Raw genomic sequence first — 19,539 nt, forward strand, 5'->3', positions numbered from 1 at the left:
GAAATCGGCGGACAGGTCAGATGCCGCGTGGCTTGAGCAGGTTCTCGGCGAGCCCGCCGAGCCAGTCGATGAAGAACGCGATGCACGCGGTGAGCACGGCGCCGACGATGGTCACGGGCATGCGGTTCAGCTTGAGCCCGTTGATGATCAGCTCGCCCAGGCCGCCGGCGGCCACGAACGCGCCCAGCGTGGCGACGCCGACCGTGAGCACCAGGGCGGTGCGCAGCCCGGCGAGGATGGCGGGGACGGCCAGCTTGAGCTCGACCCGGCGCAGGATCTGCCCCTTGGTCATGCCCATGCCGCGGGCCGCCTCGATGAGGGCCGGGTCGATCTGCTGCACCCCGACCATGGTGTTGCGCAGCACCGGCAGCACCGCGTAGACGACGAGCCCGACCAGCGCGGTCTGGAAGCCGACGCCCAGCACGAACGTGGCCAGCACCAGCAGCCCGATGCACGGCACCGCCTGGCCGAGGTTGCCCGCGGTGAGGATGAGCGGGGTGACGAACCGGTTCCTGGAGCGCGAGGCGACGATGCCGAGCGGGATCGCGATCACCACGACCAGGGCGGTGGCGGCGACCGTCATCTGCAGGTGCTCGACGGTCTTGTCGACGAGCACCGCCTGGTTGAGGCTGCGCCGCTCGATCGAGTCCAGCTCCAGTGTGCTCACCCACGCGTACAGGGTGACCAGGGCCGCCGCGATGGCGGCGGGCGCGATCAGGTGGCGCAGGCCGGAGGGGCGGGCGGGGGTGCGGGCCGTGCCGACGGCGAGGGTCTCAGCGGTCACCGGCGGTCACTTCCTCCGGGGCTTGTTCATGGGCCGTGCCCACCGCGCCGCACAGCGCGGCGTACGTGATCACGCCGGACGGCGTGGAGCACCGGTCCGCCGCGTGCGCGACCATCGTGTCCAGCGCCTCGCGCAGCGTCGCGCCGGCCGCCACCGCGGGCAGCGCCGGGTCCGGCAGCGGGCTCTCGTACGGCACGTCCTCGACCCTGAGCAGCGCCAGGCGCTTGAGCGTGGCGTCCTGGCCGATGAACCCCGCCACGTAGTCGTCGGCCGGGGCCGCCAGGATGTTGGCCGGCGTGTCGTACTGGGCGATGTGCGAGCGCTCGCGCAGCACCGCGATGCGGTCGCCCAGCCGGATCGCCTCCTCGAAGTCGTGCGTGACGAAGATGATCGTCTTGCGGAGCTGCTTCTGGAGCTTGGCGAACTCGTTCTGCAGGTGCTCGCGGGTGATCGGGTCGGTCGCGCCGAACGGCTCGTCCATGAGCATGACCGGCGGGTCCGCGGCCAGCGCGCGGGCGACGCCGACGCGCTGCTGCTGGCCGCCGGAGAGCTGGCGCGGGTAGCGGTCGCGGAACGTGCCGGGGTCCAGGCTCACCAGCTCCAGCAGCTCCTCCACGCGGGCGGCCACCTTGGCGGCCGGCCAGCCGAGCAGCTTGGGCACCATCGCCACGTTCTGCCCGACGGTCAGGTGCGGGAACAGGCCGACCTGCTGGATCGCGTAGCCGATGTGCCGGCGCAGCTCGTCGGGGTGCAGGCCGAGGACGTCCTGGCCGCCGATGCGGATCTGGCCGGACGTGGGCTCGACCAGCCGGTTGATCATCTTCATGGTGGTGGTCTTGCCGCAGCCCGACGGGCCGACGAAGACGACGAGCTCGCCCGCCGGGATGTCGAGGCTGACGTTGTCGACCGCTGGGGCGGGCTGCCCCGGGTAGTGCTTGGTCAGCTCCCGCAGCTCGATGCGGACGCCTGCGGGATCACGGTCGAACACGAAGCCCCCTCGGGGTGGTCAGAAGGCGGACGGCGGAGAAGCCGGCGTCGAACAGCACCGCGATCACCACGATGCCGAGCGTGCCCGCGAGCGTCGCGTTGAGCGAGTTGACCGATCCCAGCCGCGCCAGCCCTTCGAAGATCTGGTTGCCCAGTCCGGGGCCGTCGACGTAGGCCGCGATGGCGGCGATGCCGATGAGCATTTGCGTGGAGATGCGCACCCCCGCCAGGATCAGCGGCCAGGCGAGCGGCAGCCGCACCCGCAGCAGCACGCGCGCGCTGCTCAGGCCCATCCCCCGCCCGGCCTCGACGGTGGCGGCGTCCACGCCGCGCAGGCCGGTCACGGTGTTCCTGATGATCGGCAGGAACGCGTACCCGGTCAGCGCGATCAGCGTGGAGCCCCAGCCGAGGCCGGTGAACGGGATGAGCAGGGTCAGCAGAGCCAGGGAGGGAATGGTCAGAATGCCGGCGGACAGCGCCAGGGAGGCGCCACGCGCTTTCGGGGTCTCGTACGTCAGGAGCCCGATGCCGACGCCCACGGCCGTGGCGATGCCGATCGCGACGGCCACGACCAGGGCGTGTTCGGCGGCAGCCAGCGAGAGGGTGTCCCATCGGGAGACCACGTACTCGCTGAAAGTCATGAAGTAACCGCCTTCGCTTACAGTTGCATGGGAATGTAAACGTATGGCTAGTTGCGCTCATCGCAAAATCTGTTGCGATGAGCGCAACCCAGTTGTTATGAACGGATGGGCATGAGCGAGAAGCTCCCCGTGTCTTCCGCAGGCCTTCGCCGAGACCTCGAAATCCTCGACGTTCTCGCAGGTCACGGTGATGAGCGCGACACCGACGGGTTCGGCGTGAGCTGGATCGCGCAGCGGCTCGGCCGCGAGAAGAGCCAGGTGTCACGGGCGCTGCGGGCGCTGGAGGGCGAGGGCATGGTCGAGCGCGACCCGGTGACCCGCCGCTACCGGCTCGGCTGGCGGCTGTTCGCGCTGGCGGCGCGCAGCCAGCAGGCGCGGCTCGTCCAGGTTTCGGCGCCGTTCCTGCGCCGGCTGGCCACCGCGTTCGACGAGGACGCCCACCTGTGCGTGCTGCGCGGCGACCAGGTGCTCACGCTGGTGTCCATGCCGTCCTCGCGCGCCTACCACCGCATCTGGGAGGGCGTGTCGGTGCCCGTGATCATGGCCGCGGCGGGCCGCTCGCTGCTGGCCGACTGGGAGCCCGAGCGGGTGCGCGAGCTGCTGCGCGCCAAGCTGCCCGCCGGGCTCGACTCGGCGGTCAGCGGCGAGGAGCAGTGGATGGCCGACCTCGACCACGCCCGCACGTTCGGCTACGTGGCCAGCGACGTCGAGCTCGACGACAGCGCCGCCGCGGTCTCCGCCCCGGTGCGCGACCACCGCGGCCTCATCGCCGCCGCGATCAGCGTCTCCCTCGCCCGGGTGCCGGCCGCGCCCCGGCTGGAGGAGATCGGCCGGGCGATCGCCGACTCCGCCCGCGACCTGTCCACCGCGCTCGGACACTCGTCCCACTGACCTGTCCGCCCTGCTCCCGGCCAGCTGCCCCGCTGACCGGCGGCCTGTCCGTCCCGCTCCCGGCCATCCGTCCCGCTGACGGGCCGCCCTCCTCACCCGGACGGGTCCCGTACGGGTGAGCTGCCCGTACGGGTGAGCGCCCAGGGAGGGCTCCGGCGCGGCCCGGGGTCACCGGCGCACGCCCGATCCCCGGCGCCGGGTCCGTCGCCCAGCCGGTCACCGGCGCACGCCCGCTCCCCGGCACGGGGCCGGCCCCGCAGCCGCTCCCCGGCGCGGGGGTGGCCGGGTGGATGGCCGGGGGGCGGGGCTAAGGCTTCGGCCGGGTCGGCGGGGTCGCCGTGTTCGCCGTGCCAGCGGGCCAGCCGGCCGCGGCGGCCGACGGCGCGCAGGCGGCGTTCGGCGGCCTCACGGCAGGCGGCGGTGGTGACGATGAGCAGCTCGTCGCCCTCCCGCAGCCGCGTCTCCGGCGCGGGCACGAACGTGGCCCGGTCGCGGATGACGAGGCTGATGGCCGCGGGCGCGGGCAGCCGCAGCTCGCCCACCTCCACCCCGTGCAGCCGCGACCCGGCGGGCACGGTCAGCGTGAGCAGCTCGGCGTCGAGCACGTCGAGCGGCGCCGACTCGATGTCCACCTCCCTGGCTTGGCCCGGCTGGGTCACGCCGAGCAGCCTGGCGAGCGCGGGCAGCGCGGGCCCCTGGATCAGGGTGAAGACGACGACCAGCACGAACACGATGTTGAGCAGGTGCCCGCTGCCGGGCACCCCGGCGACGATCGGGAACGTGGCCAGCACGATCGGCACCGCCCCGCGCAGCCCCGCCCACGAGATGAACACCTGGTGCCGCCACGGCACCCGGAAGGGCAGCAGCCCGGCGAGCACCGAGACGGGCCGGGCGAGCAGCAGGAGCACCAGCCCGACGACGAGGGCGGGCAGCAGCGCGGCGGGCAGCTCGCTCGGGTCGACGAGCAGTCCGAGCATGACGAACAGCCCGATCTGCGCCAGCCAGCCGGCGCCTTCGGCGAAGGAGCGGGTGGCGGCCCGGTGCGGCAGCACGGCGTTGCCGAGCACGATCCCGGACAGGTAGGCGGCCATGAACCCGGAGGCGTTCAGCGCGCCCGCGGCGGCGAAGGCGATGACGCCCAGCCCGAGCGTGGCCAGCGGGTACAGCCCGGTGGCGGGCAGTGCGACGTAGCGCAGCGCGGCGACGCCGCCCCAGCCGGCGAGCAGCCCGACGGCGGCCCCGGCGGCGATCTGGTAGACGACCTGCCCGCCTATCACGGCGAAGTCGGGCACCCCGGCGGCGCTGCTGAAGACCAGCACCAGGATGACGGTCGGCGCGTCGTTGAACCCGGACTCGGCCTCGACCATCCCGGCCAGCCGCCGGGGCAGCGGCAGCGTCCGCAGCACGGCGAACACGGCGGCGGCGTCGGTGGAGGAGACGATGGCGCCGAGCAGCAGCGCGAGCTGCCAGTCGAGGCCGAGCAGCAGGTGGGCGCCGGTGGCGGTGACCAGCACGCTGACGGCGACGCCGAGGGTGGCCAGCATCGCCGACGGGGCCAGCAGCGTGCGCAGGTCCGTCCAGCGGGTGCTGAGCCCGCCCTCGACGAGGATGAGCGCCAGCGCGCAGGTGCCGAGCGTCTGGGCGAGCTGGGCGTCGTCGAACCGGACGCCGAGCACGTCCTCGCCGATGACCATGCCCAGCCCGAGGAACAGCAGCAGGCTGGGCAGGCCGAGCCGGCTGGCGGTGCGTACCGCCGCGATGCCGGCCAAAAGCACGAGCCCGCCGGCGAGCAGCACGACGTAGAGCTCCGGCAGCGTCATCAGAGGAAGTACCGCAGCCAGACGTAGACCCATGCCAGCACCGAGGTGATCGCGGTGACGAGCAGCCCGTACCGGGTGAACTCCCAGAAGGAGATCCGGTGCCCGGAGCGCGCGGCGATGCCGAGCGCGACGACGTTGGCGCTGGCGGCGACCGCGGTGCCGTTGCCGCCGAAGTCGGCGCCGAGCGCGAACGCCCACCAGATCGCCTGCCCGGTGGCCGGGTCGGGCGCCTGGGCGACGAGCCCTTCGACGATCGGCGCGACGGTGGCGACGTACGGGATGTTGTCGAAGAACGCGCCGAGCACGGCCGAGCCGAACAGCAGCGACGTGGCCGCGCCGAAGTAGTTGTCGCCGACGGCGCTGATCACCCACTCGCCCGCGGTGGCGATGACGCCGGTGTTGACGAGCCCGGCGACCATGACGAACAGGCCCATGAAGAACACCAGCGTGGGCCATTCGACCTCGCGCAGCGTCTCGCCGGTGTCGGCGCGGGCGACGAGCATCATCACGCCGGCGCCGACGAGCGCCACGATGGACGGCTCGACGTGCACGACGGCGTGCAGCCCGAACCCGACGACGACGAGCCCGAGCACGACCAGGCAGCGGACGAGCAGGCGCGGGTCGGTGATCGCGCGCCGCTCCTGCAGCGCCATGACCTCGGCCACGCGGTCGGGGTTGTAGACGAACGACTTGCGGAACAGCACCCGCGTGAGCAGCAGGAACACCAGGAAGACGATGACCACGACCGGGGCCATGTGCGCGAGGAAGTCGTTGAACGTCAGGCCGGCCCGGCTGCCGATGATGATGTTGGGCGGGTCCCCGATGAGCGTGGCGGCTCCGCCGATGTTGGAGGCGAGGACCTCGGCGATGAGGTACGGCTGGGCCGGGATGTGCAGGCGGTCGCACACCATGACGGTGACGGGCGCGACCAGCATGATCGTGGTGACGTTGTCCAGGAACGGCGAGGCGATCGCGGTGATGGCCATCAGCATGACCATGAGCCGGTACGGCCTGCCTTGCGACTTCTTCGCGGCCCAGATGGCCAGGAAGTCGAAGACGCCCGTCTGCTTGATGATCCCGACGATGATCATCATGCCGAAGAGCAGGAAGATGACGTTCCAGTCGATCCCCTCGTGCTCGGAGAAGAACACCTGAGCTCCGGGGATCAGCCCGAGTACCGCCATGAGGCCGGCGGCGACGAGCACCACCTTGACCTTGTTCACCTTCTCGGTGGCGATGAAGAAGAACGCCACCACGAAGACGGTCAGGGCGAGTGCACCGGTCATCGCACACGCCCCGGCGGGCCGGTACGCTCCCGGGACGTGCGGGGTGATGATGGTGACAGGCGAGACATGACGGTCCTCCAGATCAAGGCGGGAACATCAAGTCTCGACAATCAGGGACGATCCGGACATCGGGTCTGACACCCATCTCTGCCGGTGGGCATCATGTAGGCGCGCGCGGGCAAGGATGAGTGCTGGACCGGATGGACGGCCGGGCCGTCCGACGGTGAGGCTGGGGGGCATGAGCGACCAACGGCGGAGCCCCGTGCAGGCGCTGTTCCGGCGGGTGATCGCGATCAACGGGCTGGTGTTCACCGCCGGGACGCTGGTGCTGGCCCTCTCCCCCGCCACCGTGTCCCCGCTGGTGCGGGTGACCGAGATCCCGGTGCTGATCGTCGGCCTGGCACTGATCATGGCGGCCAACGCGCTGCTGCTGCGCCGCAGCCTGGCGCCGCTCGGCGCGCTCACCGCGCTGATGCGCCGGGTCGACCTGCTGCGACCCACCGACCGGATGCCCGACGGGGGCAACGGCGACCTCACCGACGTGGTGCGCACGTTCAACGCGATGCTCGACCGGCTGGAGGCCGAGCGGACGGCGGCCAGCGCGCACGCCCTGGCCGCGCAGGAGGGCGAGCGGCAGCGCATCGCCCGCGAGCTGCACGACGAGATCGGCCAGAGCCTGACCGTGGTGCTCCTCGCGCTCAAGCGGACCGCCGACCGGGCGCCCGACGACCTGCGCGAGGAGCTGCGCACGATCCAGGAGACGGTACGCTCCAGCCTGGACGAGGTGCGGCAGGTGGCCAGGCGGCTGCGGCCCGGCGTGCTGGAGGACCTGGGCCTGATCAGCGCGCTCAACGCGCTGGCCGCCGACTTCCCCGGCGTGCCCGTGACCCGCCGCCTCGACGCGCGGCTGCCGCCGCTGGGCGGCGAGGCCGAGCTGGTCGTCTACCGCATCGCGCAGGAGGGGCTGACCAACGTCGCCCGCCACGCCGGTGCGTCGCGGGTGGAGCTGTCGCTGGTCAGGCGGCCCGGCGGGGTGCTGCTGTCGATCGTGGACGACGGGCGCGGCGGCCCGATCCACGAGGGCGCGGGCATCATCGGCATGCGCGAACGCGCGCTGCTGATCGGCGCCCGGCTGTCCATCGAGCATCCGCCCGAGGGCGGCACCGCCGTACGCCTGGCCGTACCGGTCGAGGAAGGGGACTGACCGATCGTGGCACCCACCCGCATCCTGCTCGCCGACGACCACGCCCTGGTGCGCCAGGGCCTGCGGCTCATCCTGGACGCCGAGCCCGACCTGACGGTGGTGGCCGAGGCGGGCAACGGCGCCGAGGCGGTCGAGCTGGCCACCGAGGGCGTCGACCTCGCGATCCTGGACATCGCGATGCCGCGCATGACCGGCATCCAGGCGGCCAGGGAGATCTCCCGGCGGGCGCCCGAGGTCCGGCTGCTCATGCTGTCGATGTACGACAACGAGCAGTACCTGTTCGAGTCGCTCCGGGCCGGGGCCAGCGGTTACGTGCTCAAGTCGGTGGCCGACCGCGACCTGCTGGAGGCGTGCCGGGCGGCGATGCGCGGCGAGCCGTTCCTCTACCCGGGCGCGGTCACGGCGCTGATCCGCGACTACCTGCGCCGTGACGACCAACGCGAGAGCCTGCCCGCCAGCATCCTGACGCCGCGCGAGGAGGAGATCGTCAAGCTCATCGCCGAAGGGCACTCCTCCAAAGAGATCGCGGACCTGCTGGTGATCAGCGTCAAGACCGTCGACCGGCACCGCGCGAACGTGCTCGGCAAGCTCGGCATGCGCGACCGGCTGGAGCTCACCCGTTACGCGATCCGCGCGGGGCTCATCGAACCCTGAGCCTCTTCACCCGGCCGTTGACATCACCACAAACCGGCCAATACGTTCATGCGAAACGTTTCGACACGCTGATCCGGGCCGGGGTGTGATGAGTTCGCTACGTGAGGTGGCCGAGCGGGCGCGGGTGGCGGTCAGCACGGCCTCGGCCGCGCTGAACGGCACCCGCCCGGTGGCGGCGGAGACCAGGAGGCGGATCGAGCAGGCGGCGGCCGACCTCGGCTACCGGCCGAACGCGCTGGCCCGGGGCCTGGTGAGCAAGCGCACGCGCATCCTGGCGCTGCTGTTCCCGGCCCCGCACCACGGCTTCGGCCTGACCGAGATGCAGTTCGCCACCGCGGCGGCCGAGGCGGCCAAGGAACGCGGCTACCACCTGCTGCTCTCCCCCGAGCGCGACGACCCGGTCGAGGAGCTGCGCCACCTGACCGGGCTCGGCCTGGTCGACGGCGTGCTCGTGATGGAGGTCAAGCTCGACGACGAGCGGGTGGAGTGGCTGGCCGGGGCCGGGGTGCCGGTCGCCATGATCGGCCGCACCCGCGAGCCGGACGGCGTCGACCACGCCGACATCGACTTCGCCCGGACGGCTGCCGACGCCGTCGCCCACGTGGCCGGGCTCGGGCACCGCTCGCTGGCGTTCTTCGGCCACGCCCCCGGCGCCTACGCGGAGCAGTACGGCCCGGCGATCCGCGCCGCCGGGGAGTTCGCCGCCGCCGCGGCGCAGGCGGGGCTCGGCTACGTGGGCGACCTGCGGGCCTCCACCGCCGACGAGGGCCGCGAGGCGTACGGGCGGCTCGTGGCCGCCCACCCGGAGGTGACCGCGCTGGCCGTGATGAGCGACCAGGCCGCCGTCGGGGTGATCTCCGCCGTGGCCGCGCGGGGCGGGCGCGTCCCCCGCGACCTGACGCTGATGCTGGTGCTGTCGTCGTCGCGGGTGGCCGAGCTGTTCCACCCCCGGCTGACCACGCTGGAGCCGCCGAGCGCCGAGCTGGGCCGGCTCGGCGCCGGCATGCTCATCGACCGGCTGGAGGACGGCGACCGGGAGCCCCGGCAGCGGCTGGTGCCCTGCCGGCTGGTCGTCGGCGACAGCTCTGCGGCGCCCGCCGCCCGCGGATCGGCCGCCCGGTGACCCGCCCCGGCCTGCACTCCCTGACGGACGGGCGCGGCCTGCTCTTCGGCGGCGACTACAACCCCGAGCAGTGGCCGGAGGAGGTCTGGCGGGAGGACGCCGAGCTGATGCGGGCGGCCGGGGTCAACCTGGTCACCGTCGGCGTGTTCAGCTGGGCGCGGATCGAGCCGGAGCCGGACGCGCGTGACTTCGGCTGGCTGGACCGGGTGCTCGACCTGCTGGCCGGGGCCGGGATCGCGGTGGACCTGGCCACGCCGACCGCCTCGCCGCCGCCGTGGATGGGGCGCCGGTGGCCGGAGACCCTGCCGGTGGACGAGTCGGGGCACCGGCTCTGGTGGGGGGCGCGCAACCAGTTCTGCGTGTCGTCGCCGGTCTACCGGGAGCGGGCGCTGGCCCTGGTGAGCGACCTGGCCGACCGCTACGCCGGGCATCCGGCGCTGGCGATGTGGCACGTGGGCAACGAGTACGGGCAGTTCTGCCACTGCGACGACGCGGCGGCCGCCTTCCGCGCCTGGCTGCGCGAGCGCTACGGCGACCTGGACGCGCTCAACGAGGCGTGGGGCACCGCGTTCTGGAGCCAGCGCTACAGCGACTGGGACGAGATCCTCACCCCGCGCCGCACGCCGTACCTGGTCAACCCGTCGCAGCGGCTCGACCACCGGCGGTTCGGCTCCGACGCGCTGCTCACGCACTTCCGGGCCGAGCGCGACGTGCTGCGCGCCCGCACCCCGCACATCCCCGTCACCACGAACTTCATGGGCTTCTTCAAGCCCGTCGACTACTGGACCTGGGCGCCCGAGGAGGACGTGGTCTCCGACGACCACTACCCCGACCCGGCCGACCCGCTGGCCGCCGTGCGCGCGGCGCTGACCCACGACCTGATGCGCGGCCTGGCGGGCGGGCGGCCGTGGATGCTGATGGAGCAGGCCACCTCGGCGGTCAACTGGCGCCCGCACAACCTCCCCAAACCGCCCGGCCGGCTGCGGCTGGAGTCGCTGCAGGCGGTGGCGCGCGGCGCCGACGGCTCGTGCTACTTCCAGTGGCGGGCCTCGCGGTCCGGCGCGGAGCGCTTCCACGCCGCGATGGTGCCGCACGCCGGGCCGGACACGCGGCTGCACGCCGAGGTCCGCGCGCACGGCGCCGAACTGCGCCGGCTGGCCGGCGTGGCGGGCGCCCGGGTGGAGTCGCGGGTGGCGCTCGTGCACGACTGGCCGAGCTGGTGGGCGCTGGAGGAGGGCGACCTGCCCAGCGACCGGCTCGACCCGGTCGAGCGGCTGCTGGCGCACTACCGGCCGCTGTGGGAGCGCGGGGTGAGCGCCGACGTGGTCCCGCCGTCCGCCGACCTGTCCCGATACGCGCTGGTCGTGGTGCCGAACCTCTTCCTGATCAGCGACCGCGACGCCGCCTCGCTCACCGCGTACGCGCGCGGCGGCGGCGTGCTCCTGGTCGGGCCGTTCTCCGGGATCGTCGATCCACGGGCGCACGTCCGCACCGGCCGCTTCCCGGCGCCGCTGCGCGAGGTGCTGGGCGCGTCCGGCGAGGAGTGGCGGCCCGTCGACGGGCCGGTCGGCTGCCGCTGGAGCGACGGCGGCGCGTTCACCGCGCACACCTGGACGGAGCTCGTGCGCGCGGAGGGCGCCGAGACGGTCGCGGCCTTCGACGACGGCGGCCCGGCCGTGCTGCGGCACGCGACCGGCGACGGCGCCGCCTGGTACCTGGCGACGCTGCCCGATCAGGACGCGCTGGGCGAGCTGACCGGCCGGCTGCTCGCCGACGCGGGCGTCACCGGCGTGCTGCCCGGCCTGCCGCCCGGCGTCGAGGCGGTACGGCGCGGTCCCGTGCTGTTCCTGCTCAACCACGGCGGCGGCACCGTGCGCGTGCCCGTTCCCGAGCCGTCGGAGGACCTGCTGACCGGGTCCGCCGTGGCCGGCCACGTCACGCTCGCCCCGCAGGACGTCGTGGCGCTGCGGCCCTGCTGATCCCTCTCGGAGACGGACGACATGAAGTTCGAGGACGGCTACTGGCGCATGCGCCCCGGGGACGCGGGGCGCGTACGCCCACGCTGCCCACGACGTGACCGCCGACGGCGGGACGCTCCGGGTGCGCGCCCGCCGCACCGAGGGCGCGCCCGCCCCCTGGAACCTGGCCGGCGCCGGCGTCACGCACCCGGATGTGCGCGTCACCGCCGGCGGCGACACTGATCAGATCGAGATCGTCCTGACCACCGAGGAGTGACCCCCATGCCCACCTTCCCCGACGACTTCCTGTGGGGCACGGCCACGGCCGCCTACCAGGTCGAGGGCGCCTGGAACGAGGACGGCCGCGGCCCCTCGATCTGGGACACCTTCTCCCACACGCCCGGCCTGGTGACCGGCGGCGACACCGGCGACCTCGCCTGCGACCACTACCACCGCCTCGACGAGGACCTCGACATCCTGGCCGGGCTCGGCGTGGGCGCCTACCGGTTCTCCATCTCCTGGCCGCGCGTGCTGCCCGGCGGCGGCGACCGGCTCAACCAGGCCGGGCTCGGCTTCTACTCCCGCCTGGTCGACGGCCTGCGCGAGCGCGGCATCGCCCCCGTGGCCACGCTCTACCACTGGGACCTGCCCCAGGAGCTGGAGGACGCCGGCGGCTGGCCGGCCCGTGACACCGCGCTCCGGTTCGGCGAGTACGCGCGCCGCATGGGCGAGGCCCTGGGCGACCGGGTGCACACCTGGATCACGCTGAACGAGCCGTGGTGCTCGGCCTACCTCGGCTACGCCTCCGGCGTGCACGCCCCCGGCCGCACCGACCCGGCCGCCGCCCTGGCCGCGCTGCACCACCTCAACCTCGGCCACGGCCTGGCCGCCCGCGCGCTGCGCGAGGTGATCCCGGCCACGGCGCAGGTGTCGGTGACGCTCAACCTGCACCACACGCGCGGCGTGTCCGAGCGTGACGCCGACGCCGTCCGCCGCGTCGACGCGGTGGCCAACCGGGCCTTCCTCGGGCCGATGCTCGACGGCGCCTACCCGCGCGACCTCATCGACGACACCGCCTCGGTGACCGACTGGTCGTTCGTGCGCGACGGCGACGAGGCCACCGCCGCCGCGCCGCTCGACGTGCTGGGGATCAACTACTACAACCCGATCCTGGTACGCCAGTGGGACCGGGGCGGCGCGCGCGACACGGCCGACGGGCACGCGGACGGCACGGCGTCACCGTGGATCGGCTGCGAGGACGTCGAGTTCGTCCGCCAGCCCGGCCCGTACACCGAGATGGGGTGGAACATCGACGAGACCGGCCTGACGGAGCTGCTGCTGCGGCTGCGCCGCGACTACCCGGCGCTGCCCGTCATGATCACCGAGAACGGCGCCGCGTTCCCCGACCCGGTCGGCGCCGACGGCCGGGTGCACGACGCCGACCGCGTCGACTACCTGCGGCGGCACCTGACGGCCGTGCTGGAGGCGATCAAGGGCGGGGCCGACGTGCGCGGCTACTTCCTGTGGTCGCTGATGGACAACTTCGAGTGGGCGCACGGCTACGCCAAGCGGTTCGGCGTCGTCCGCGTCGACCGCGACACGATGGAGCGCACCTGGAAGGACAGCGCCCACTGGTATCGGGACGTGGTCGCGGCCAACGGCCTGTGACCCGCCGGGCCCCCGGACGCCGGGGGCCCGGCCCGTCAGGTCTCCTCGGCCCGCCGGCGCAGGGCCTCGTTCAGCCGGGCGAAGTCGCCCTCCGCCCGCGCGACGACCTTGCCGAAGAGGGGCACGAGGAGGCCGCTGAACCGCTCGCTCTGCACCATCCGCGTCCCGTCACCGGTCGCGCTCAGCTCGAAGGCGTGCTCGCCGTCGAACAGGCCGGGCACGATGAGGTTGCCCAGCCAGCGCAGCTCCCGCCCCGGCTCGGCGCGCAGGACCTTGGGGCGGAAGCTCATCGGCCTGCCTCCTTCGGGGAACATCCGCAGCGCGAGCGTGGTGCCCTCCCGGGCCTCGCCGGCCGCCTCCCGGATGAACGGGTTCCACTCCCGGTAGGCGGCGAAGTCGGCGATGACCTCCCACACCCGCTCGGGGGACGCCTTGATGTCGACAGGAACGCTGATGGTCCGCATGGCGCAGTTATACACGTATGCGGGCTTTCAGCCACTCCTGTCAGCCCCCCAACAGGTCCACCGTGCCCCGCTCGCCGTCCACCCGGATCCGGTCGCCGTCGCGCAGCCGCATGGTGGCGTTGCCGGTGCCGACCACGGCCGGGATGCCGAGCTCGCGGGCCACGATCGAGGCGTGCGACAGAGGCGCGCCCATGTCGGTCACCACGGCGGCGGCGCGCGGGAACATGGGCGTCCAGCCGACGTTCGTCAGCGTGGTCACCAGGATCTCACCCGGCTTGAGCCGGTCGCCGTCCTCCGGCCCCGACAGCACCCGGGCCACGCCCTCGACGACGCCGGGAGCCCCGGGGAAGCCGGTCACCGTGTCGCTGACCGGCGTGCCGCCGCCGCGCGCGTCGTACAGGTCGGCGCGCCGGTCCGGGTCGGCCGCCCAGCGCACCGGGTCGAACCGGCCGACGATCAGCGCCGGGTACGGCGGCAGCGCCGCGTAACGCTCGTAGGTGGCACGCCGTACGGGGACGTTCGCCAGGGCGGCGGCGTCACCGCCGAGCACGTCGAGGATCTCCTCCACCGCCAGGAAGAACAGCGCGTCGCCGTGCCCGGTCAGCTCACCGGCACGCACCACGAAGGCGCGCAGCACCCAGAACGCCCGGATGACCTCCGACCGCGTGGCCTCCCGGTCGCGCACCACCGCGTTCCACCGGCGCACCCTGGCCCGCATCCCGGCGAGCCTGCGCGGATGGCGCTCGGCGAAGCGCGCCCAGGCGGCCTCGCGGGCCTTCTCCTGGCGGGCGAGCAGCGCCCGGGTGTCCTCACGCAGGTCGCGCAGCCCGGCGAGCTGGGCGTCGATCCAGCCGGGGTCCTCGCCGGGGCGCGGCATCGACACCTCGAACTCGTGCGGCCCGCGGTGCCCGTAGGCGCGGGCGAACTCGTCCCTGGTGATCTCGCCCCTGGCCAGCCGGCCGAGCCCGGTGAGCAGGCCGAGGCTGGCCAGCTCGCCGTCGCTGTTGACGCCGGTCAGCATGGCCTCGGCGTCGGCCTCGCCCACCAGCCTGCGCAGGTTGTCGCGCGTGTAGACGAGCGTCGAGCCGCCCTGCCGCCCGGCGGCCTCCAGCATGCGGCAGGCGGTGACGAAGTACGGCTCGATCTCGCGTGACCAGAGCGCGGCCAGCTCGGCGGGCGTGGCGGTGGCGGCGACCCGTGCGCGCAGCTCCTCGCCGCGCCGGGCGGCCCCGGCCAGGAAGGCGGGCATGGCCCGCAGGTGCTCGCGCACCCGTTTGCGGATGGCCAGCGCCATCGGCACGACCGCCTTGACGATCCGCCACCGGGAGACGTCGAGCATGGGCGGCTCCAGCCCGGCCGGCAGCCTGCCGAACACCTGCTCCACGGCGCTCAGCCGGCCCGACATGCCGAGCGCGCGGGCGACGGAGAACGTCACGCTGAGGTTCATGTAGAAGCGTCCGCCGATGTTGCCGACCAGGTCGAAGCCGGGCAGCGTGGAGGCCGACATCGCCTCGTGGATGAACATCCGCACGAACGACCAGGTCGCGGGCGTCATCACGTCGGGGATGGCCTCGCCGAGGTTGCCGCCGGTCCACAGGTAGTCGCCCCTGAGGCTGTCGTTCCACTCCTCCGTGCGCGGCTTGACGCCGGTGACCGGGCGGGCCTGGACGATCGCGAACGCGCCGCCGCGCCGGACCCACTCCACGTCCATGGGCGTGCCGTACAGCTCCTGCACCCGCGCGCCGAGCGCGGCCAGCTCGACGGCCTGCGCCTCGTCGAGCACCGCCGCCCGCCGCAGCTCCTCGGGGACCGGCCGCTCCTCGGTGCCGCCCTCGGTCCGCACGGTCATCACGGCCTTGTCCCCGGTACGGGCCTCCGTCACGGCGCTCGAGGTCACCACGACCGTGTCGGGGGTCACCTGGCCGCCCACGACCGCCTCGCCGAGCCCCCAGGACGCGTTGATCACGGTCTCGCCGAGCGCCCCGGTGACGGGGTTGGCGGTGAACATGACGCCCGCGGCGTCGGCGTCCACCAGCTCCTGGACGACGACGGCCAGCGCCACGTCGTCGTGGGGGACGCCGTTCCGCTCGCGATAGGCGATCGCGCGGGCGTTCCACAGCGAGGCCCAGCACCGCCTGACGGCGTCGAGCAGGCCGTCGCCCCGGATGTTGAGGTAGGTGTCCTGCTGGCCGGCGAACGACATGCCCGGCAGGTCCTCGGCCGTCGCCGACGACCGCACCGCCACCGGCACGCCGTCGCCCAGCCCGTCGCCCAGCGCCTCGTAGGCGGCCCGGATGCTCGCGGCCAGGTCGCCGGGGATCTCGTGCCGGGCGAACAGCTCCGCGACGGCGGCGGGGTCGCCCGGGTCGATCTCGTCGCGGAAGGCCGACACGAACGCGCGGTAGGCGCCGGTGGTGATGTGGAAGCCGCCCGGGACGGGCAGCCCGGCCCTGGTCAGCTTCGCCAGCGACGCGCCCTTGCCGCCCGCCGTGGCGAGGTCGGCGGCTTCGTCGCCGAGGGGGAGCACGGTCCGCACGTCACACCTCCTCAAGGCCGAGGGAGCCGGCCAGCTTGCCGCGGGCGATCGCCTCGACGGAGTCGAGGTAGTCCAGGGTGGCGCGGGCGATCTCGGCGGCGTCGCCGGGCGGCCCGTCGGTGCACAGCGCCCGGTCGGCGGTGTCGGCGATCAGCTCCGCGAGCCGGTCGGCGGCCGGCGGCTCGGGCATCATCGGCTGCGAGATCACGAACCCGTAGAGCACCGACCCGAGGACCGTGAGCCGTTCCTGGCCGGTCAGGCCGGGACGGAGGGCGCCCTGCCGGTCGAGCCTGCCGAGATAGTCCTCGAAGGCGTCGCTGAGCAGCGGGGTCGCCGGGCTGTCCTGTTTCAGCGCGCGGAGCTTGCCCAGCACCTCGCGGTCGCCGACGAGCAGCGCCCTCATCAGCGGGCGCCGCAGCAGCGCGGCGGCGAGCGCGCCGACCAGCTCCCGGAGCGTGGCCGGGGCCGCCTCGCGCACCTCTTGGACCATCAGCACCCGCTCGCGGCGCAGCAGCGCGGAGAAGAGCGCGTCGCGCGTGCGCCAGTGCAGGTAGATGGTGCCCTTGGCGACCCCGGCCTGCCCGGCCACGTCGTCGATCGTGGTCTTGTCGTAGCCCCAGCGCAGGATCAGCTCGGCTGCCGCGTCGAGGATCCGGTGCGCCCGTTCGAGCTGGCGCGCCGGGTCCAGGGGCGGTCGTCCTGCCTTGCCCATCAGCCTCACCCCATAAATGTTTGACTGGATGAGACTATGACGTCGTTTAATTAACCGCAAGTTTACCGAGCAGCGCCTCCGCCTCCCCGGCGAACGTCTCGTCCCCCGTCTCCACCGCCCGGGCCAGCAGCACCCCCGCGGCGGCCAGGTCACCGTGCCGGTAGCGGATCTCGCCCGCCCGGCAGGCCGCCTCCGCGACCAGCTCCGGCCGGTCCGTCAGGCCCAGTGTCAGCTCGTAGTAGCGCAGCGCGCCGTCGAGATCGCCCAGCCAGTAACACAGCTCGCCCAGGTGCGCCGCGGCCATGCCCGACTCCGGGTCGCCCGCGTCGATCACCCGCTGGTACCAGCCGAGCGCCTCGGGGAAGTCGCGCTCCCGCTTGGCCAGCGCGCCCAGGTACATCGCGCCCAGCGCGCTCGCGTGCCCAGCCCCCGACTCGACCGCCCGGACGTACCACTCCCTGGCCAGGCCCGGGTCGTCGTCGTGATAGGTGTGCCCGATCGCCACCATCGCCCGCACGGCCAGCTCCGCGTCCTCGCCGGCGACGACGCGCTCGTACACCCGCCTGGCCTCCGCCACCTGACCGTCGCCGGCCAGCGCCTGCGCGAGCGCCGTCAGCGCGGGCGGCGCGCCTGACTCCGCCGCCGCCCGCAACGTCCGCAGCGACGCCTCCGTGTCACCCTGGCGCTCCTGCAGCATGCCGAGCAGGCTGCCGAACATCGCCCGCGCCGGGCTCTCGGCGTCACCCGCCTGCCGCTCGGCCAGGCTGTAGAAGGCGTCCTCGTCGCCCTGCTCCTCCAGCAGCTCCAGCAGCCTGCCGCCCGCCACGAACCGCACGTCCGGGTCCTCGTCACCGCCCAGCCGCTCGTACACCGCCCGCGCCTCCGCCGTCCGCCCCAGCTCCGCCAGCCGCCCGGCGATCTCCAGCTCCGTCACCGGGCCGTGCCCGGCCAGCTCGAAGTAGCCCCGCACGGCCGCCGGATCGTCGCACGCCGCCCCGAGCTCGCGCGCCGTCTCGCCCGCGTGCCGTCCCATCCGCGACAGCACCTGCGTGGCGAGCTGGTGCTCGCCACGCCCGGCGGCCTGTCGCGCGAGCACGGCGAGGTTCCCGAGCGCGGTCCCCGCCGCCCCCTGCGGCTCGCCCGGCTGCTCACTCGCCTGGAGCGCGGCGGCGAAGGCGTCGGCCGCGCCCAGCGGGTCGCCGTCCTCGTGCAGCCAGCAGCCCAGGTTGACGCCCGCCCGCGCCGCGGTCTCCGGGTCGCCGGTCTCGATGGCCAGCCACGCCTGCTCGGCCGCCGCGCCGCCGTCACCCCGTGCCCGCAGCGCCTGCGCCAGGTCGCCGCGCACGCCCGGCACCACGTCCGGGTCCCCCGCCTCCATCGCCAGCCGGTACAGCTTCACCGCGCCCGCCAGGTCACCCGTGGACCGGCAGGCGTCACCCCACACCCAGTGGCCCATCGCCACGGTCTGCGGATCACCCGTCGCCACGGCCCGCTCCGCCTGCGCCGGGATCGCGTCGTACTCGCCCCGCTCCAGCAGGTGCACCAGCAGGTGACGCAGGCTCTCCAGGTCACCCGCCGCGGCGCCCTCGCCCAGCGCCGCCCGCGCGCCGTCCGCGTCCCCGAGCTCCTCCAGCAGCTCCGCGAGCTGTACGGCCGCGTCCGGCATCGCCTCACGCACGGCCTCCACCGCGCCCGTCAGATCCCCGCGCCGCCGCCGGGCGATCCCGACCGCGCGCCACGCCGCCCCCGCCGTGGCCGCCTCCCGCGTCGCGGGCAGCAGGCACAGCTCGGCCCGGCAGTGCCGGCCGTCGTCCGACAGCAGCCGGCCCAGCCCCACCCTGGCCTCCGCCGCCACGGCCGGCTCCGCCAGCTCGACGACCAGCCGGTACAGCTCCTCGGCCGCCTCCCCCCTCTCGGCCGCCGCCCGCAGCGTCCCGGCGAACGCCTCCTGCGACGGGCGCGCGGTCAGCAGCCGCCGCACGGTGGCGACGTCCTCGCGGTGCAGCGCCAGCGTCAGCTCCGCCGCCTCCCGGCTGCCGGCCGTCCCGGCCAGGGCGGCCAGCGCGCCCTCCTCGTCCCCCAGCGCCAGCAGCCCCCACGGCAGCTCCTCCGCGCTCGCCGTGCCCAGCCGGGCCCGCCCCGCGCGCGCCGCCCACGGGTCGGCGTCCCGCGCCGCCCCCTCGAACGCCATCCGCGCCCCCTCGGCATCGCCCGCCCGCTCCAGGCTGACCCCGGCGCACACCAGCGTCGCCCCCGCCCCCTCCGGGTCCGCCGCGACCGCCCGCTCGAACGCCTCCCGCGCCCCCGCCGTCTCCCCCGCCTCGGCCAGCATCTCCCCCAGCAGCCTCGCCCCCTCGGCCACCGGCGCCTCCCCCGGCTCCCGGACCGCCAGCTCGCCGGCTACGGCGACCGCCTCGTCCCGGTGCCCGTACGCCCGCAGGAAGGCGGCCAGATGCAGCGGCGCCCCGCTCCCGAACGCCTCCGCCAGCACCTCCCCGGCCCGCTCCGTCCGCCCCGCCGCCACCAGCGCCTCCCCCAGCCCCAGCACGGCCCGCTGATCCCCCGGCTCCACCTCCAACGCCCTCTCAAACGCCCCGACCGCCTCCTCCCACCCCTGTCTTTCACCGAAGGGACCCGCCTCTCTGGAGGGGACGGCCGCCTCCTCCGCGGGCGTCCCCACGGCGGGAAGACCGGAGACCAGCGGCCCTTGGGCCGTCCCCCCGGTGGCCACCGGCCCGCCGAGGGGGGCCGCCTCCCCGGAGGGGGTGGCCGCCTCCTCCTCGGGTGTCCCCCCAGTGGGGGTGGGGGTGG

Annotated in this window: 16 protein-coding genes; 7 read left to right on the forward strand and 9 right to left on the reverse strand. The window is 74.3% G+C overall.

Features of this window, described 5'->3' with window-relative positions; translation table 11 throughout:
• Positions 1–16: 16 nt before the first annotated feature.
• From KME80_RS22410 to KME80_RS22420, 3 genes are read right to left on the reverse strand one after another with little or no spacing between them, the layout of a single operon-like run.
• Entirely contained in the window at positions 17–784 is a 768-nt protein-coding gene (locus KME80_RS22410) for an ABC transporter permease (RefSeq protein ID WP_219508026.1), read from the reverse strand.
• Positions 774–1,772, reverse strand: a complete 999-nt coding sequence (locus tag KME80_RS22415) for an ABC transporter ATP-binding protein (RefSeq protein ID WP_308125883.1) — start codon at positions 1,770–1,772, stop codon at positions 774–776. Before KME80_RS22415 ends, KME80_RS22410 begins: the two co-directional genes overlap by 11 nt.
• Positions 1,759–2,412 carry an ABC transporter permease gene (locus KME80_RS22420; protein ID WP_219508028.1) on the reverse strand — a complete coding sequence of 218 codons (654 nt, stop codon included), beginning with the start codon at positions 2,410–2,412 and terminating at the stop codon, positions 1,759–1,761. Before KME80_RS22420 ends, KME80_RS22415 begins: the two co-directional genes overlap by 14 nt.
• Before the next feature lie 129 nt (positions 2,413–2,541).
• Between KME80_RS22420 and KME80_RS22425 the strand changes: the two genes are divergently transcribed.
• Positions 2,542–3,303 (forward strand): IclR family transcriptional regulator, encoded by a 762-nt coding sequence (locus KME80_RS22425; protein WP_219508030.1) that lies wholly within the window; start codon positions 2,542–2,544, stop codon positions 3,301–3,303.
• A gap of 92 nt (positions 3,304–3,395) precedes the next feature.
• On the opposite strand, the gene KME80_RS22430 is transcribed toward KME80_RS22425, so the two are convergent.
• Positions 3,396–5,123: a potassium/proton antiporter gene (locus tag KME80_RS22430; protein WP_219508032.1), complete on the reverse strand. Its 1,728-nt coding sequence runs from the start codon at positions 5,121–5,123 to the stop codon at positions 3,396–3,398.
• On the reverse strand, positions 5,123–6,409 hold the full coding sequence (locus tag KME80_RS22435) for an ArsB/NhaD family transporter (RefSeq protein ID WP_219508034.1): 1,287 nt from the start codon (positions 6,407–6,409) through the stop codon (positions 5,123–5,125). Before KME80_RS22435 ends, KME80_RS22430 begins: the two co-directional genes overlap by 1 nt.
• A 238-nt stretch (positions 6,410–6,647) precedes the next feature.
• On the opposite strand from KME80_RS22435, the gene KME80_RS22440 reads away from it, so the two are divergent.
• From KME80_RS22440 to KME80_RS22465, 6 genes are all read left to right on the forward strand, one after another.
• Complete coding sequence (locus KME80_RS22440; RefSeq protein WP_219508035.1) at positions 6,648–7,613, forward strand: HAMP domain-containing sensor histidine kinase; 966 nt, start codon at positions 6,648–6,650, stop codon at positions 7,611–7,613.
• A 6-nt stretch (positions 7,614–7,619) separates the two neighbouring features.
• On the forward strand, positions 7,620–8,267 hold the full coding sequence (locus KME80_RS22445) for a response regulator (RefSeq protein ID WP_372455378.1): 648 nt from the start codon (positions 7,620–7,622) through the stop codon (positions 8,265–8,267).
• 88 nt (positions 8,268–8,355) lie between these two features.
• Positions 8,356–9,390, forward strand: a complete 1,035-nt coding sequence (locus KME80_RS22450; protein ID WP_219508038.1) for a LacI family DNA-binding transcriptional regulator — start codon at positions 8,356–8,358, stop codon at positions 9,388–9,390.
• Complete coding sequence (locus KME80_RS22455; RefSeq protein ID WP_308125884.1) at positions 9,387–11,369, forward strand: beta-galactosidase; 1,983 nt, start codon at positions 9,387–9,389, stop codon at positions 11,367–11,369. The genes KME80_RS22450 and KME80_RS22455 overlap by 4 nt, the downstream gene beginning before the upstream one ends.
• A 94-nt stretch (positions 11,370–11,463) precedes the next feature.
• Positions 11,464–11,625 (forward strand): hypothetical protein, encoded by a 162-nt coding sequence (locus KME80_RS22460; RefSeq protein WP_219508039.1) that lies wholly within the window; start codon positions 11,464–11,466, stop codon positions 11,623–11,625.
• Between the two features lie 5 nt (positions 11,626–11,630).
• Positions 11,631–13,016 (forward strand): GH1 family beta-glucosidase, encoded by a 1,386-nt coding sequence (locus tag KME80_RS22465; RefSeq protein ID WP_219508040.1) that lies wholly within the window; start codon positions 11,631–11,633, stop codon positions 13,014–13,016.
• A 35-nt stretch (positions 13,017–13,051) separates the two neighbouring features.
• Here KME80_RS22465 and KME80_RS22470 read toward each other — a convergent pair whose 3' ends face one another.
• From KME80_RS22470 to KME80_RS22485, 4 genes are read right to left on the reverse strand one after another with little or no spacing between them, the layout of a single operon-like run.
• Entirely contained in the window at positions 13,052–13,480 is a 429-nt protein-coding gene (locus KME80_RS22470) for an SRPBCC domain-containing protein (RefSeq protein WP_219508041.1), read from the reverse strand.
• A gap of 40 nt (positions 13,481–13,520) precedes the next feature.
• Positions 13,521–16,016 carry a PEP/pyruvate-binding domain-containing protein gene (locus KME80_RS22475; protein ID WP_219508042.1) on the reverse strand — a complete coding sequence of 832 codons (2,496 nt, stop codon included), beginning with the start codon at positions 16,014–16,016 and terminating at the stop codon, positions 13,521–13,523.
• Between the two features lies 1 nt (position 16,017).
• Positions 16,018–16,728: a TetR/AcrR family transcriptional regulator gene (locus KME80_RS22480; RefSeq protein WP_219508043.1), complete on the reverse strand. Its 711-nt coding sequence runs from the start codon at positions 16,726–16,728 to the stop codon at positions 16,018–16,020.
• Between the two features lie 46 nt (positions 16,729–16,774).
• On the reverse strand, positions 16,775–19,459 hold the full coding sequence (locus tag KME80_RS22485) for a tetratricopeptide repeat protein (RefSeq protein ID WP_308125885.1): 2,685 nt from the start codon (positions 19,457–19,459) through the stop codon (positions 16,775–16,777).
• Positions 19,460–19,539: the final 80 nt, after the last annotated feature.

The sequence above is a fragment of the Nonomuraea ceibae genome, assembly GCF_019396325.1.
In the GTDB taxonomy this organism is placed as follows: domain Bacteria; phylum Actinomycetota; class Actinomycetes; order Streptosporangiales; family Streptosporangiaceae; genus Nonomuraea; species Nonomuraea ceibae.

Excerpts from the sequence above, each read along its gene's own strand:
- KME80_RS22470 (WP_219508041.1), bottom strand. The coding sequence starts at position 13,480 with ATGCGGACCATCAGCGTTCCTGTCGACATCAAGGCGTCCCCCGAGCGG.
- KME80_RS22480 (WP_219508043.1), bottom strand. The coding sequence starts at position 16,728 with ATGGGCAAGGCAGGACGACCGCCCCTGGACCCGGCGCGCCAGCTCGAA.
- KME80_RS22420 (WP_219508028.1), bottom strand. The coding sequence starts at position 2,412 with ATGACTTTCAGCGAGTACGTGGTCTCCCGATGGGACACCCTCTCGCTG.
- KME80_RS22450 (WP_219508038.1), top strand. The coding sequence starts at position 8,356 with ATGAGTTCGCTACGTGAGGTGGCCGAGCGGGCGCGGGTGGCGGTCAGC.
- KME80_RS22435 (WP_219508034.1), bottom strand. The coding sequence starts at position 6,409 with ATGACCGGTGCACTCGCCCTGACCGTCTTCGTGGTGGCGTTCTTCTTC.
- KME80_RS22430 (WP_219508032.1), bottom strand. The coding sequence starts at position 5,123 with ATGACGCTGCCGGAGCTCTACGTCGTGCTGCTCGCCGGCGGGCTCGTG.
- KME80_RS22440 (WP_219508035.1), top strand. The coding sequence starts at position 6,648 with ATGAGCGACCAACGGCGGAGCCCCGTGCAGGCGCTGTTCCGGCGGGTG.
- KME80_RS22465 (WP_219508040.1), top strand. The coding sequence starts at position 11,631 with ATGCCCACCTTCCCCGACGACTTCCTGTGGGGCACGGCCACGGCCGCC.